This is a genomic window from Stenotrophomonas sp. Steno-Z10-HUANG, assembly GCF_056393075.1.
The window spans coordinates 167,447-180,913 of sequence record NZ_JBWJPA010000005.1 but is presented as its reverse complement, the minus strand read 5'-3'; the positions used below and the strand labels follow the sequence as shown (position 1 = coordinate 180,913).

The window sequence follows — 13,467 nt, the reverse complement described above, 5'->3', positions numbered from 1 at the left end:
CCCGGCACGGTTCACGTTGCGCTACGGTCGGGCCGCTAGGCTGTGGGCGGTCCGGATGACAAGCGCTGCAACTTCCGGCACTGTCCCGTTGTCCGAGTCATCCGCAGTCTCATTCCACCGCCCGGTGCCACGAGTATTTTGATGAACTACCGAGTACCCGCTTTCCTGCTGGCCTTCGCGCTGACCGCACCGGCCGCGCTGCTGGCGCGCGCCGACACCTCGGCGCTGCCGTCCGCCGCGACGCTCGACCAGGCCACCACCTCCAAGCTGGTCTACGGGCTGCTGTCCGACAGCCGCTACGCCTACCGCCCGCGTCCGCTGGACGCGGCGACCGCGCAGGATGTGTTCAAGCGTTATCTGGAATCGCTGGACAGCGGCAAGCAGTTCTTCACCCGCGAGGACGTGGAGCGCTTCGCGCCGCTGGCCGAGCGGACCGGCGCGGCGATCCGCACGGGCGAACTCGACCCGGCGTTCCAGGTGTTCGCGGTCTACCGCCAGCGCGTGAGCGAACGCGTCGCCTATGCGCGGCGCCTGCTCCGGCAGGAGCCGGACTTCACCAGCAACGAGCGCTTCGACTACGACCGCAAGGACGTGCCGTGGGCGAGCAGCGCCGAGCTGGACGAGCTGTGGCGCAAGTCGGTGAAGAACGACTGGCTGCGGTTGCGCCTGGCCGGCAAGCCGGCGGCCGACATCCGCAAGACCTTGGACAAGCGCTACGCGACGCTGCTCAAGTCGGTCAACGAGGTGAAGGGGGAGGACGTGTTCTCCTTCTTCATGAACGCCTACACCCGCGCGGTCGACCCGCACACCGATTACTTCACCCCGCGCACGGCCGAGAACTTCAACCAGGCCATGTCGCTGTCGCTGGAAGGCATCGGCGCGCAGCTGCAGCGCCAGGACGACGTGGTGGTGATCCGCGAGATCATCGCCGGCGGCCCGGCCTCGGTGGACGGCACGCTCAAGCCGGGCGACCGCATCGTCGGTGTCGGCCAGGGCCGCTCGGGCCCGGTCGAGGACGTGATCGGCTGGCGCATCGACGACGTGGTGGCCAAGATCCGCGGCGCCAAGGACACCCAGGTGCGGCTGGAGTTCATTCCCGCCGCCGAAGGCCTGGACGGCAAGCACCGCATGGTGACCCTGACCCGGCAGAAGGTGCGCCTGGCCGAACAGGCCGCCAAGGGCGAGACCATGACCATCCCCGGCGCGGCCGGCGAGCCCGCGCGCCGCATCGGCGTCGTCAAGCTGCCGACCTTCTACCAGGATTTCGAAGGCCGCCGCCGCAACGCCAGCGACTACGCGTCGGCCACCCGCGACGTGGCGCGCCTGTTGGCCGGCTTCAAGGCCGACAAGCTCGACGGCGTGGTGCTGGACCTGCGCAACAACGGCGGCGGTTCGCTGGACGAGGCGATCGAGCTGACCGGCCTGTTCATCGAACAGGGGCCGGTGGTGCAGGTGCGCGAATCCGGCGGCCGGGTCACCGTCAACAGCGACCGCAACCCGGCCGTGGCCTGGGACGGGCCGCTGGCGGTGCTGATCAACCGCGGTTCGGCTTCAGCCTCGGAGATCTTCGCCGGTGCCATCCAGGACTACGGCCGTGGCCTGGTCATCGGCGAGACCACCTTCGGCAAGGGCACCGTGCAGAACGTGGTGCCGCTGGACCGCTGGCCGGCCAGCGAGAAGGAGCGCTTCGGCCAGGTCAAGCTGACCATCGCCCAGTTCTTCCGCGTCAGCGGCTCGTCCACCCAGCACAAGGGCGTGGTGCCCGACCTGGCGTTCCCGGCCAGCGTCGATGCCAGCGAGTTCGGCGAGAGCACCTACGACAACGCGCTGCCGTGGACCCGCATCGCCGCGGTGCCGCACACCCAGTACGGCAACTTCGCGCCGATCCTGCCGAAGCTGGAAACCCGCCATGCCGCGCGCATCCGCGGCGACCGCGAGTTCCAGTGGTGGGAAGAGGACGTGCAGCAGTTCCGCACCGAAGCGGAGAAGAAGTACGTCTCGCTCAACGAGGCTGAGCGCCGTGCCGAGCGTGACAGGCAGGACGCGCAGCGCAAGCAGCGGCAGGAAGTGCGCCGGCAGCTGGGCCTGCCGCTGGACCCGCTGGCCGACGATGGCAGCGACGACGGCCTGACCGGCAACGAGCGGGACATCGTCAAGGACGCCGCGCGCGAGAAGGCCGCCGAGAAGCGCCCCGATCCGCTGCTCAAGGAGTCGGCGTCGATCCTGGCCGACGCGGTGAACCTGCTGGAAAAGGACCGGCCGCTGTCGGCGCAGGTACTGCCGCAGTCCACCGGCCCTGGCCGCTGGGCCGACTGAGCGCGGGGCGGGGCGCCCGCCCGCGTTCAAGCCGCCGTCAGCGTGCCTGCACGCCGGCGGCGTTATGCTCGGGGCCTTCGGCAAGTGGAGGCGCCATGCACAGGCATCGTTCACGCGTCGTGCTGGTCCTGGCCTGCTGCGCCGTCCTCGGCGGCTGCGGTGGCCGCGCGGCCGACACCACGCTGCTGCGCGAGTCGTTCGACTCCGGCGACACCTATACCCGCGACATCGACGCCAGCCCGGCGCAGGCGTGCGAAGCCGCGCGCCGCGCGTTGCTGGGGCAGGGGTATGCGATCACCCGCGCCGGCGCCGACAGCGTCGAGGCCAACAAGAACTTCCAGCCCCGGGAAGAACTCCACGAGCAGCTGGTGCTGCGGGTGTCCTGCGCGGCGCATGGCGATGGCCGCGCGCAGGTGTTCGCCAGCGCGGTCCAGGACCGCTACGCGTTGAAGAAATCGCCGACCTCGGCCAGCGTCGGCGTCGGCGCGCTGGGCTCGGTGTCGCTGCCGTTCGGCGGCAAGGACGATTCGCTGGTGCGGGTGGCCAGCAGCACCGTGCAGGATCCGGTGTTCTACCGCCATTTCTTCGATCGCCTGCAGCAGTACCTGGCCCCGGCGGCTCCCGGGGACGCCACGCGGTGAGGCGTGTCCGTCGTGTCCCGGCCTGGTTGGGCGGCTGCGCGCTGGCGCTGGGGCTGGCGCCGCCGGCAACGGCCGCCGATGGCGCCGCATGCCTGCCGTCGCTGCTGCAGCGGCTGGGCTGGCAGATACGCGAAAGCGACGTGACCGCACCGGTGGTGCACGGGGGCGAACCCTGCCGGCGCGCCTCGCTGGACGACGCGCGCCGCCATGGCGACCTGCAGGTACAGGTGCCGCGCGGCTACGCCGGTGCGTCGCGTGAGCGCCTGCAGCGCGACCTGCTCGGGCATCCCGCGACCCTGTGCGCCTACGCCTTCCAACTGGGCGATGCCGCCCGCCGCGCCGCCACGCAGCTGCAGGACAACCGCGGGTATCGCTTCTCCGCGCTGCAGCTGGGCTGGATCGGCTTCGGGCCCGGCGGCGCCCGCGCGCAGGGCTGGCAGCGCTTCCGCAGCTTCGGCCGCGGCTATGCGCCGGCCGGTTCCAATTCCGCAGCGATCGAGGCGTTCTACAGCGGCCGCGTGCGCTCGGAATGCGGCGTCGGCCGCCAGGTCGCACAGCTGGCCACCCAGCGCGAGCTTTATGGCGACGCCGGCTTCGACCGCGAATTCGCCCCGGGCGAGCTGTCGATCGGCACTTTCCTCACCCTGCACGACACGCCCAGCATCCTGCTGGGGGCCAACGCGGGCGAGTTCTTCGCCGACGGCAAGGCGGTGCGCACCGCGCGCCTGGGGCGGCAGGCGTTCATGGGCGTGCCCGGCTTCATCGAGCACGTGTTCGACAAGCGCTACCTGGACGACATCAACAACCAGGCCGAGAACTTCGTCATCACCGACGTCAGCGCGCAGGCGGCCGACGCATTGGCGCGGCACGGCGGCTTCAGCTACTACGACGGGCAGAACCGGCGCCTGTGGGAACTGTCGCGGCAGCTGCCCCGCGCCGGCCGGCGTTATTTCGAGCGGCTGCTGCACGAACGCGACCCGGCGCTGCGTGACGCCGTTCCCGAAGCGCAGCGGCCGCTGCTGGCGCAGATGGACCAGGTGCTGGCCGACCCGGTCTACGCCGGGCTGATGCTCTACGTGCACCCCAAGGGCATCCGCCCGCTGGGCTACCACATCGCGCGCCTGCTCGACCGCAACCCGCGCACCCCGTACAGCATCGACCTGGCGCTGCACAATCTGCACACCACGCTGTACCACCGCTGGCTGCAGGCGCAGTTGCGCGACTGTGCGCCGGTACCCGCTGACATCGACGAACGAGGTTGAACATGGAACTGGGCATGATCGGGCTGGGGCGCATGGGCGCCAACATGGCGCAGCGCCTGCACCGTGGGGGCATCGGCGTGACCGGGTTCGACCCCGGGCTGGCCGCGCGCGAGCGCATGGCCGGGGCCGGCGTGGCCACGTCCGCCTCGCTCGAAGCGCTGGTGCAGGCAATGCCGGCACCGCGCGCGCTGTGGCTGATGGTGCCGGCGGGCGCGGTCGACGCGCTGCTGGACCAGCTGTTGCCGCTGCTGTCGCCGGGCGACCTGGTCGTGGACGGCGGCAATTCCTGGTATCGCGATTCGCTGCGCCGCGCGCAGCGCTGCCAGCAGGCGCGGGTGGCGTTCGTCGACTGCGGCACCAGTGGCGGCGTCTGGGGCCTGCAGGAAGGCTACTGCCTGATGCTGGGCGGCGAGCCGGCGGCACTGGCGCGGTTGGCGCCGGCGCTGCGGGTGCTGGCACCGGCAGCGGAGCGTGGCTGGGCGCACGTGGGGCCGGTTGGCGCGGGGCACTTCTGCAAGATGGTCCACAACGGCATCGAGTACGGAATGATGCAGGCCTACGCCGAGGGCTTCGCGCTGATGCAGAAGAAGCGCGAGTTCGACCTGGACCTGGCGCAGGTGGCCGAGACCTGGCGGCACGGCAGCGTGGTCCGCTCGTGGTTGCTGGACCTTGCCGCCGATGCGCTGCGGCACAACCCGCAGCTGGAAGGCATCGCGCCCTATGTCCAGGATTCCGGCGAGGGCCGCTGGACGGTCAGCGAGGCGATCGAGCTGGACGTGTCGGCGCCGGTCATCACGCTCTCGCTGCTGGAGCGGCTGCGCTCGCGCGAAGCCAACTCCTTCGCCGACCGGATGCTGGCGCAGATGCGCAGCGGGTTCGGCGGGCATGCGGTGAAGGCGGCCAACGATGCTGAATGAATGCGGAGGAGCGGGACGATGAGCACGCACGCGCGCACGTGGATGCTGTTGGCCGCACTCGGGTGCGGCCTGTCGCTGGCATTGCCGTTGCAGGCGCTGCCAGCGCCGGGGCCGTTGCCGCTACCGCCAGCGCCGGGGCCGTTGCCGCTACCGCCAGCGCCGGAAACCGACCCGATGAGCGATGCCTGGATCACCACGCGGATCCGTGCGGCGCTGGTACCGCTGCAGCGCGATGCCGCGGTCGACGTGCGGGTGAACACGACGGCGGGCATCGTCACGTTGGAAGGCGTGGTCGACAGCCCACTGGCCCGCGAGCGCGTGCTCGAGCGGGTGGCCGCGGTCAGGGGCGTGCGCGGCGTCGAGGCGCAGGCGCTGCGGATTGCCGGGGCAGCGCCGCAGCCGTGACGACCACCGCGTGCGCCGCGTTCACTCCGGCGCCGAATCATGCAATGCTTGCGTACCGGTTCGCATGCACTCGGCCGGCTCCAGTCCCAGGGGAGCCGTGCCCGCGGCACTGCCTGCCAACGGCCTGGCGTCCCTGGGAAACCGTTCACGCTGATCCCGGTTTTCGTACCGGCCACAGGCTTAAGGAATGAGGATGGCTTATCGATTCACCGACGAGGGCTGGGACCGCTGGCGCTTTGCCGGCCTGGCGCTCGCCGCGCTGCTGATCGTCGTGGTGCCCTCGTTGCTGTTGCTGCAGCTTTCGCGCGACAGCGTCAATGCCGCCAACTGGGTGGCGCACACCCAGGCGGTGAGCGCGCGGCTGTACGTGCTGCAGGCCGACATCCGCGACGTGGAGTCGGCCGCGCTGACCATGTCCAAGGGCGTGTCGTCGGACGCGCTGCGGCAACGCCTGCGGCGCGCCGATGACGTCGGGCAGACCGTCGGCGAGCTGTCCAGCCTGGTCAGCGACAGCCCCGAGCAGCTGGTGCGCATCGGCCGCATCACCTCCATGCTGGAACGGCGCATGGCGCTGGCCAAGCAGATCGCCGACAGCGTCGATTCGCCGCGCCAGCGGCAGTTGATCGAGGAAATGACGTTCAGTTATCCGATCCGCGACATCGTCGTCGAGCTGCAGCGCCACGAGGAGCAGCTGCTGGCCAAGCGCGTGGCCGCGGCGCAGCGCCAGCAGCGTCTGTCCACCCTGGTGACCTGGAGCACCCTGGCCGCGCAGCTGCTGCTGCTGGGGCTGGTGTTGTGGCTGCTGAAGCGGCAGATCGGCCGCCGCACCCGCGCCGAGCAGCGGTTGCTGCAGGCCAGCGCCCGCGCCAGCGCGGTGCTGCAGACGGTGCGCGAACCCATCGTGCTGCTCAACGCCGAGCAGCGCATCGTGCTGCACAACGCCGCGTTCGCCGAGCTGTACGGCGTCGAGGGCCGCGATGCCAACGGCCAGCTGCTGCAGTCGATCGGCGATGGCGCCTGGGCCGACCCCATCATCCACCAGCGCCTGGCCGACGTGCTGCTGCGCGGCCGCGAGCTGTGGGACTACGAGCATGAACAGCGGGGCGTCGACGGCCTGGTGCGGATCATGCTGGTCAATGCCAGGCGCATGCCGCTGCCCGACAGCGACGACGAAGTGGTGCTGATGACGGTCAGCGACATCACCCTGCAGCGTGCCGTGCAGCTGCGGGTGGAGGAGCTGAACCGGCAGCTGGAAGGCAAGGTCGAGCAGATGGCCGAGGTCAACCGCGAGCTGGAGGCGTTCAGCTATTCGGTGTCGCACGACCTGCGCGCGCCGCTGCGGCACGTGGCCGGCTTCTCCGACAAGCTGGCGCGGCACCTGGGCGAGGACGCGGACGAACGCTCGCGCCACTACCTGCAGGTGATCGGCGACTCGGCGCGGCGCATGGCGGCGCTGATCGACGACCTGCTGGTCTATTCGCGGCTGGGCCGTGGCGCGATGCGCCTGCAGGCGGTGGACATGCAGTCGCTGGTCGCCGACACCCGCGCGCTGCTGGATTCCAACCTGCGCGCCGAAGCCGGTGCCGACGGCGCGGTGCGCGACGTGCAGTGGAACATTGGCCCGCTGCCGGTGCTGGTGGCCGACGAGAACATGATGCGGCAGGTGTGGCTGAACCTGCTCGGCAACGCGGTGAAATACACCGCCGGCCGCGAACATGCGCTGATCGAGGTGTCCGCGCAGCAGTTGCCCGACGGCAGCCACCAGTTCACGGTGCGCGACAATGGCACCGGCTTCGACATGCAGTACGCCGGCAAGCTGTTCGGCGTGTTCCAGCGCCTGCACAAGGCCAGCGACTATCCCGGCACGGGCATCGGCCTGGCCAGCGTGCGCCGCGTGCTCACCCGCCATGGCGGCCGCATCTGGGCCGAGGCCCAGGTCGACCAGGGCGCCACCTTCCATTTCATCCTGCCACCCCCTGCGCCCGAGGCGCACAGCTGAGGTCCACCCGAATGAGTCCCCTGCGTACCATCCTCATCGCCGAAGACAGCCCCGCCGACGCCGAAATGGCGATCGACGCGCTGCGCGACGCGCGCCTGGCCAATCCCATCGTGCACGTGGAGGACGGCGTGGAGACGCTGGATTTCCTGATGCGCCGCGGGGCGTATGCCAACCGCGAGGAGGGCCTGCCGGCGGTCCTGCTGCTGGACATCAAGATGCCGCGCATGGACGGGCTGGAAGTGCTGCAGCGCATCCGCGCCGAGGACGAGCTCAAGCGCCTGCCGGTGGTGATCCTGTCGTCCTCGCGCGAGGAAAGCGACCTGGCGCGCAGTTGGGACCTGGGCGTCAATGCCTACGTGGTCAAGCCGGTGGACGTTGACCAGTTCTTCAACGCGGTCAAGACGCTCGGCACCTTCTGGGCGGTCATCAACCAGGCCCCGGAGCTGGAGTAAGCCGCCATGCCCAACAAAGGGACGCCGTTGGGTCCATTGCGCATCCTGCTGGTCGAGGATTCGGCCGAGGACGCTGAACTGTTGTGCGACCAGATGCTCGAAGCCGGGCTGGAATGCAGCTTCGAGCGGGTCGACAGCGAGCCGGAGCTGCGCACGCTGCTGGCGCAGTGGACGCCGGACATCGTGCTGTCGGACCTGAGCATGCCGGGCTTCTCCGGCTACCAGGCGCTGCGCATCCTGCGCGAGACGCATCCGCTGGTGCCCTTCATCTTCGTCTCCGGGACGATGGGCGAGGAAACCGCGGTCCAGGCGCTGCACGAAGGCGCCAACGACTACATCATCAAGCACCAGCCGGCACGGCTGCCCTCGGCGGTGGCACGCGCCATCCGCGAGGCGCGGCGCGAGATGGAACGGCTGCGGGTCGAGGACGAGCTGATGCGCGCGCAGCGGCTGGAAAGCCTGGCGCTGCTGGCGGCCGGGCTCAGCCACGACCTGCGCAACATCCTGCAGCCGCTGCTGATCGTGCCGGACCTGATCCGCGACCGCAGCGACGACCCCAAGGTGGTGCGGCTGGCCGACGTCATCGCCGAGTGCGGGCGGCGCGGCCACGAGATGGTCGAGTCGATGCTGTCGTTCGTGCGCGGCTCGCGGCTGCCCAGCGAGCGCATCGTCCTGCAGCGCCTGTTCCAGGGGGTCGGCATGCTGCTCAAGAGCAGCCTGCCGGGCAACATCGACCTGCACCTGGAGGTGCGCGACGAGCGCCTGGCGGTGGAGGGCAACTACACCGAACTGCAGCAGGTGCTGCTCAACCTGGCGCTCAACGCGATCCAGGCCATGCCCGACGGTGGCCGCCTGAGCCTGGTGGCCGAACGCGTGGCCACCACCGACGGCGAGCGCCTGTGCATCCGCGTGCAGGACCAGGGCATCGGCATGGACGCGGCGACCGTGGAGCGCCTGTTCAGCCCGTTCTTCACCACCAAGGCCAGCGGTACCGGGCTGGGGCTGGTGTCGTGCAAGCGCATCGTCGAGAGCCTGGACGGCACCATTGCGGTGTCCAGCCGCCCGGGCGAGGGCACCCGCTTCGACCTGCTGCTGCCGCTGCATGGCGCCGTGGTGGAGCGCGAGGAGAGCGCCATGCCGGTGGTCCCGGCCGGCCGTGGCCAGCGGATACTGGTGGTGGACGACGAGGCCACGCGCCTGTCGCTGCTGGGCAACGCGCTGGCCAGCCAGGGCTACCGGCTGCGGCTGGCCGCCGACGGTGCCGCGGCGATGCGCCACCTGCAGGAGGCCGGCATGCCGGACGCGGTACTGGTCGACAGCGGCATCCCGCTGCTGTCCGCCGGGCAGCTGCTCACCGAGATGCACGGCATGGGCTACCGCGGGCCGGCCATCGTGCTGGAGGAGAACCGCAACGAAGCGTTCGCCGACGGCCTGGTACCCACCGGCATCAGCGTGCACGTGCTGCCGCGCCCGCTGGAGATGCGGCGCGTGTTCCGGGTCGTGGCCGACGCGCTGGGCACGGGGTAGGAAGCCGGGGAAAAGCCAGGAACCCGTGGGGGAAGGCGGGAGCGGGTCACCGCCGCGGCAACCGCCCCTGCTTGCACCCTCCCTGGTTCCTGCTTCCGCTGCACTGGTTCCTGGCCCGAAGCCCTATCATGTGCGTCCCGATTCCGACCGTTTGGCGCAACACCGCGCCTCCCCTTCGATGACGACCGTCCTACTGAGCCTGGGCAGCAACGTGCGCCCGCACCATCACCTGCAGGCGGCGCTGCGGGTGCTGCGCGGGCGCTTCGGGCAGATCACCGTTTCCCCGGCCTACCGCACCCCGGCGGTGGGCTTCGACGGCCCGGATTTCCTCAACAACGCGGTCATGCTCGACACCGGCATGCCGCTGCTGGAGCTGGACGACTGGCTGCATGCGGTCGAGGACGCGCACGGCCGCGACCGCAGCGGGCCGCGCTTCAGCGACCGCACCTTGGACATCGACGTGGTGTACTACGGCGACCTGGTGGTGGAAGGCCCCGGGCACCTGCGCATTCCCCGGCCCGAGCTCAAGCACGCCTTCGTGCTCAAACCCCTGGCCGACATCGCGCCGGACTTCATCGACCCGGTCCGTGGCCTCAGCCTGCGGCAGATGTGGCAGGCACACCCGCAGCATGGCGACGTGTTCGATACCGTCGAACTGGCGGACTGAGCGCGCCGTCCGACGGCCGGTGGCCCGCTTTCCGCGGCACCGCGGAAAGCCACGCGGTGCGCCGCCGGGGCCGCGGCGGCGGTTCTGGCCAGGCGTCGCCCGCATCTGGTTCCTGCCGCTGAACCGGGCCGGCATCGGCGCGACCGCCGCCGCCATCGCTCAGGTCAGCGTGCGCCCACCGTCCAGCCGCAGCGTCTGGCCGGTGATGTAACCGGCATCGTCGAGCAGCCAGCGCACCGCCGCGGCGATCTCGTGCGGGGTGCCGGTACGCGCCAGCGGCGTGCGTTCCAGCAGCTTCTGCTTGGCGGCTTCGCTCTTGCCCTGTTCCGGCCACAGGATCGCGCCGGGCGCCACCGCGTTCACCCGCACGTGCGGCGCCAGCTCCAGCGCCAGCGAACGGGTGGTCATTTCCAGCGCGGCCTTGGCCGCCGAATAGGCGGGGTGGTCGCGCAGCGGCTGGCTGGCGTGCAGGTCGGTCAGGTTGACGATAGCCCCGCGTTGGCGGCGCAGGTGCCCGGCGGCGGCCTGGGCCAGGAAGAACGGCGCGCGTGCGTTGACCGCGAACAGCTCGTCCCACTGCTCGACCTCGACCTGGCCCAGCGGCGTGGGGAAGAAGTTGGAGGCATTGTTGACCAGCGCGTCGAGCCGGCCGAAATGCGCCACCACCTCCTCGACCAGCTCCGGCAGCGCCCGTGGGTCGCGCAGGTCGGCCTGCACCGCCAGCACGCTGCCCGGGCGCTCGCTCTCCAGGTCGAAGGCCAGCGCCTGCAGTTCTTCGCCCGACTGGTGCGCGTGCAGCGCCAGCCGGTAACCATGGGCGTGCAGGTGACGGGCGATGACCGCGCCGATACGGCGCGCGCTGCCCGTCACCAAAGCCACCCGTTGCGGATCCGTCATCTGCGTTTTCCTCGCTCGGCTATCCTGTGCATTGTCTCCGCAAACCGCCGTCCCATGCATTCCGACCTGCCCCTGCCCGAATCCGACGCGTTGGCCCACAGCGAGCAGCTGGCCGCGCACCTGCGCGCGGAGATCCTCGCCCAGGGCGGCGCGATGCCGTTCTCGCGGTTCATGGAACTGGTGCTGTATGCGCCGGGCTGGGGCTATTACAGCGCCGGCGCCAGCAAGTTCGGCGCCGCCGGTGATTTCGTCACCGCGCCGGAGCTGGGCACGCTGTTCGCCGCGGCCACCGCCAACGCGCTGGCGCCGGTGTTGCGCCAGCTGGGCACGCAGGCACGGGTGCTGGAACTGGGCGGCGGCAGCGGCGCGTTCGCCGAGGCCGCGCTACGCCACCTGGCCGGGCTGGACGCGCTGCCTGCGCGCTACGCCATCCTCGAGCCCAGCGCCGACCTGCGCCAGCGCCAGCGCCAGCGCCTGCAGGGCGCGCTCGACCCGGCGGTGTTCGCGCGGGTGGAATGGCTGGACCGCCCGTTCGAGGATGAATGGGACGGGGTGCTGTTCGCCAACGAGGTGATCGACGCGCTGCCCACGCCGCGTTTCCTCATCGACCAGGGCGAGGTCTACGAGGAAACCGTCGAGCTCGACGGCGAAGGCCGCTTCGTGCGCGGCGCGCAGCCGGCGGACATGCTGCTGTCGGCGGCGGTCCGCCACCTCGAGCGCTACCTGGAACGCCCGTTCGCCGACGGCTACCGTTCGGAACTGCTGCCGCAGCTGCCGTACTGGATCCAGGCGGTGGCCGGCGGCCTGCGCCGCGGCGCCATGCTGTTCGTCGACTACGGCTATACCCGTGCCGAGTTCTACCAGGACGACCGCCGCGACGGCACCCTGCGCGCGTTCTACCGCCACCGCGTGCACAACGACGTGTACCTGTGGCCGGGCCTGCAGGACATCACCGCCTCGGTGGACTTCACCGCCCTGGCCGAGGCCGGCACCGGCGCCGGCTTCGACCTGGCCGGCTACTGCCACCAGGCCGGCTTCCTGTTCGGCAACGGCATCACCGGCCTGCTCGAGGAGGCCGACGAACGCACCGACGAGGTCGGGCGCGTGCGTCTGCGCGAACAGTTCAAGCGGCTGACCCTGCCCACCGAAATGGGCGAGCGCTTCCAGGTGATGGGCTTCAGCCGCGACGTCGACCTGTCGGCCGCCTTCGCGATGGGCGACCTGACCTGGCGCCTGTGAGCGGCCCGCTGTTCAAACCGCTGCGCCACCTGCCGTTCTGGATCGGGCTGTGGGCGCTGGCGGTGCTGGGCGTGACCGTGGTGTGCCTGATTCCGCCGCCGCCGTTGCCACCGCTGCCGGAGAACGGCGACAAGGCCGAACACTTCATTGCCTATTTCCTGCTCTCGGCCAGCGCGGTGCAGTTGTTCCGCCGTGGCCGCGCGTTGCTGGCCGTGGGCCTGGCGCTGGTGGCGATGGGCGTATGCATCGAATTCGCGCAGGGCGCGTTGACCGACACCCGCAGCGCCGACCCGCTCGACGCGCTGGCCAATACCCTCGGCGTGGCCGCGGGCCTGGCGACGATGTTCACTCCGCTGCGCGATCTGCTGCTGCGGCTGCAGCCGCGTCGCGACGGCGCAGGGGAGCGCTAAGCGCCTGCGTCTGCCCAGGCTGTTCCCGCGCAGCGGCGCCGTCCGCAGGCTCGCGCCAGCGATGGCCGACGCAAAGGCGACGTCGCGATCGGGCGTGCTTGCCGCGGAGGCGTGTGCACCCGCGCCGTGCATTGAGAGGGTCCGGTGCGGGTGCTACCGTGCCATCCGGGCGATGGCCTGCACGCCGCGTCGGCACGCCGGGGCACCCGGTTGCAGGCGCTGACCCACAACGGCAATGCAGGGCACGGTGGCCATCCCGCGCCACCGCCGGTCTCTCCCGCCAGATCCCCCTGCCGGCGGCCTTTCATCTTTGGACAACAGCGCAATGCACATGCCGGACACCGCCATCAACCTGCAGGAAAAGCTGGCCCGGTTCTCGGAGCATTGGTCGCCCCGGGTCATCGCGGAAATGAACGACTACCAGTTCAAGCTCGCCAAGGTGCTGGGTGAGTTCGTCTGGCATTCGCATGCGGACACCGATGAGGTGTTCATCGTGCTGGCCGGCGAGATGGTGCTCGAGTTCAGGGACAGGACGGTCGCACTGGCCGCTGGCGAAATGTACGTGGTGCCCAGGGGCGTGGAGCACCGCCCGGTGGCGTCCAGCGAGTGCAGCATCATGCTGGTGGAGCCGCGCGGGGTGATCAACACCGGCGACGCCGGCGGCGCCTACACCGCAGCGAACGACGTCTGGGTGTAGGCCGCGCGCAGCTGCCGGCGCAGCCGGACGGCCCCTGC

The 13,467-nt window shown here is 70.6% G+C and carries 13 protein-coding genes; 12 read left to right on the top strand and 1 reads right to left on the bottom strand.

Features of this window, described 5'->3' with window-relative positions; all coding sequences use genetic code 11:
• Positions 1 to 141: 141 nt before the first annotated feature.
• The 9 genes from AC06E6_RS09075 to folK all read left to right on the top strand — a co-directional run bounded on the left by AC06E6_RS09075 (position 142) and on the right by folK (position 10,186).
• Entirely contained in the window at positions 142 to 2,316 is a 2,175-nt protein-coding gene (locus AC06E6_RS09075) for a carboxy terminal-processing peptidase (RefSeq protein ID WP_240213302.1), read from the top strand.
• 95 nt (positions 2,317 to 2,411) lie between these two features.
• Positions 2,412 to 2,957, top strand: a complete 546-nt coding sequence (locus AC06E6_RS09070; RefSeq protein WP_240213301.1) for a DUF2242 domain-containing protein — start codon at positions 2,412 to 2,414, stop codon at positions 2,955 to 2,957.
• The gene (locus AC06E6_RS09065) at positions 2,954 to 4,219 is read left to right on the top strand and encodes a hypothetical protein (RefSeq protein ID WP_478061036.1); all 1,266 of its coding nucleotides are present in this window, start codon (positions 2,954 to 2,956) and stop codon (positions 4,217 to 4,219) included. Before AC06E6_RS09070 ends, AC06E6_RS09065 begins: the two co-directional genes overlap by 4 nt.
• A gap of 2 nt (positions 4,220 to 4,221) precedes the next feature.
• Positions 4,222 to 5,136, top strand: a complete 915-nt coding sequence (gnd, locus tag AC06E6_RS09060) for a phosphogluconate dehydrogenase (NAD(+)-dependent, decarboxylating) (protein WP_240213300.1) — start codon at positions 4,222 to 4,224, stop codon at positions 5,134 to 5,136.
• Positions 5,137 to 5,154: 18 nt separating this feature from the next.
• Complete coding sequence (locus tag AC06E6_RS09055; RefSeq protein ID WP_478061035.1) at positions 5,155 to 5,541, top strand: BON domain-containing protein; 387 nt, start codon at positions 5,155 to 5,157, stop codon at positions 5,539 to 5,541.
• 193 nt (positions 5,542 to 5,734) lie between these two features.
• Positions 5,735 to 7,540: a sensor histidine kinase gene (locus AC06E6_RS09050; protein WP_240213298.1), complete on the top strand. Its 1,806-nt coding sequence runs from the start codon at positions 5,735 to 5,737 to the stop codon at positions 7,538 to 7,540.
• An 11-nt stretch (positions 7,541 to 7,551) separates the two neighbouring features.
• A complete protein-coding gene (locus tag AC06E6_RS09045; protein ID WP_054662938.1) occupies positions 7,552 to 7,992 on the top strand; it encodes a response regulator in 441 nt (146 codons plus the stop codon).
• Positions 7,993 to 7,998: 6 nt separating this feature from the next.
• Positions 7,999 to 9,519: a response regulator gene (locus tag AC06E6_RS09040; RefSeq protein ID WP_240213297.1), complete on the top strand. Its 1,521-nt coding sequence runs from the start codon at positions 7,999 to 8,001 to the stop codon at positions 9,517 to 9,519.
• 178 nt (positions 9,520 to 9,697) lie between these two features.
• Positions 9,698 to 10,186, top strand: a complete 489-nt coding sequence (gene folK, locus AC06E6_RS09035) for a 2-amino-4-hydroxy-6-hydroxymethyldihydropteridine diphosphokinase (protein ID WP_161613198.1) — start codon at positions 9,698 to 9,700, stop codon at positions 10,184 to 10,186.
• Positions 10,187 to 10,345: 159 nt separating this feature from the next.
• Here folK and AC06E6_RS09030 read toward each other — a convergent pair whose 3' ends face one another.
• Positions 10,346 to 11,083 (bottom strand): pteridine reductase, encoded by a 738-nt coding sequence (locus AC06E6_RS09030; protein WP_104938039.1) that lies wholly within the window; start codon positions 11,081 to 11,083, stop codon positions 10,346 to 10,348.
• Positions 11,084 to 11,137: 54 nt separating this feature from the next.
• On the opposite strand from AC06E6_RS09030, the gene AC06E6_RS09025 reads away from it, so the two are divergent.
• From AC06E6_RS09025 to AC06E6_RS09015, 3 genes are all read left to right on the top strand, one after another.
• Positions 11,138 to 12,322, top strand: a complete 1,185-nt coding sequence (locus AC06E6_RS09025; protein ID WP_240213296.1) for a class I SAM-dependent methyltransferase — start codon at positions 11,138 to 11,140, stop codon at positions 12,320 to 12,322.
• Positions 12,319 to 12,732 (top strand): VanZ family protein, encoded by a 414-nt coding sequence (locus AC06E6_RS09020; RefSeq protein ID WP_240213295.1) that lies wholly within the window; start codon positions 12,319 to 12,321, stop codon positions 12,730 to 12,732. Before AC06E6_RS09025 ends, AC06E6_RS09020 begins: the two co-directional genes overlap by 4 nt.
• A 331-nt stretch (positions 12,733 to 13,063) precedes the next feature.
• Positions 13,064 to 13,429, top strand: coding sequence for a cupin domain-containing protein (locus tag AC06E6_RS09015; protein WP_104940110.1), 366 nt, complete (start codon positions 13,064 to 13,066; stop codon positions 13,427 to 13,429).
• The last annotated feature ends 38 nt before the right edge of the window (positions 13,430 to 13,467 follow it).

Excerpts from the sequence above, each read along its gene's own strand:
- AC06E6_RS09075 (WP_240213302.1), top strand. The coding sequence starts at position 142 with ATGAACTACCGAGTACCCGCTTTCCTGCTGGCCTTCGCGCTGACCGCA.
- AC06E6_RS09070 (WP_240213301.1), top strand. The coding sequence starts at position 2,412 with ATGCACAGGCATCGTTCACGCGTCGTGCTGGTCCTGGCCTGCTGCGCC.
- gnd (WP_240213300.1), top strand. The coding sequence starts at position 4,222 with ATGGAACTGGGCATGATCGGGCTGGGGCGCATGGGCGCCAACATGGCG.
- AC06E6_RS09055 (WP_478061035.1), top strand. The coding sequence starts at position 5,155 with ATGAGCACGCACGCGCGCACGTGGATGCTGTTGGCCGCACTCGGGTGC.
- AC06E6_RS09050 (WP_240213298.1), top strand. The coding sequence starts at position 5,735 with ATGGCTTATCGATTCACCGACGAGGGCTGGGACCGCTGGCGCTTTGCC.
- AC06E6_RS09045 (WP_054662938.1), top strand. The coding sequence starts at position 7,552 with ATGAGTCCCCTGCGTACCATCCTCATCGCCGAAGACAGCCCCGCCGAC.
- AC06E6_RS09040 (WP_240213297.1), top strand. The coding sequence starts at position 7,999 with ATGCCCAACAAAGGGACGCCGTTGGGTCCATTGCGCATCCTGCTGGTC.
- folK (WP_161613198.1), top strand. The coding sequence starts at position 9,698 with ATGACGACCGTCCTACTGAGCCTGGGCAGCAACGTGCGCCCGCACCAT.
- AC06E6_RS09030 (WP_104938039.1), bottom strand. The coding sequence starts at position 11,083 with ATGACGGATCCGCAACGGGTGGCTTTGGTGACGGGCAGCGCGCGCCGT.
- AC06E6_RS09025 (WP_240213296.1), top strand. The coding sequence starts at position 11,138 with ATGCATTCCGACCTGCCCCTGCCCGAATCCGACGCGTTGGCCCACAGC.
- AC06E6_RS09015 (WP_104940110.1), top strand. The coding sequence starts at position 13,064 with ATGCCGGACACCGCCATCAACCTGCAGGAAAAGCTGGCCCGGTTCTCG.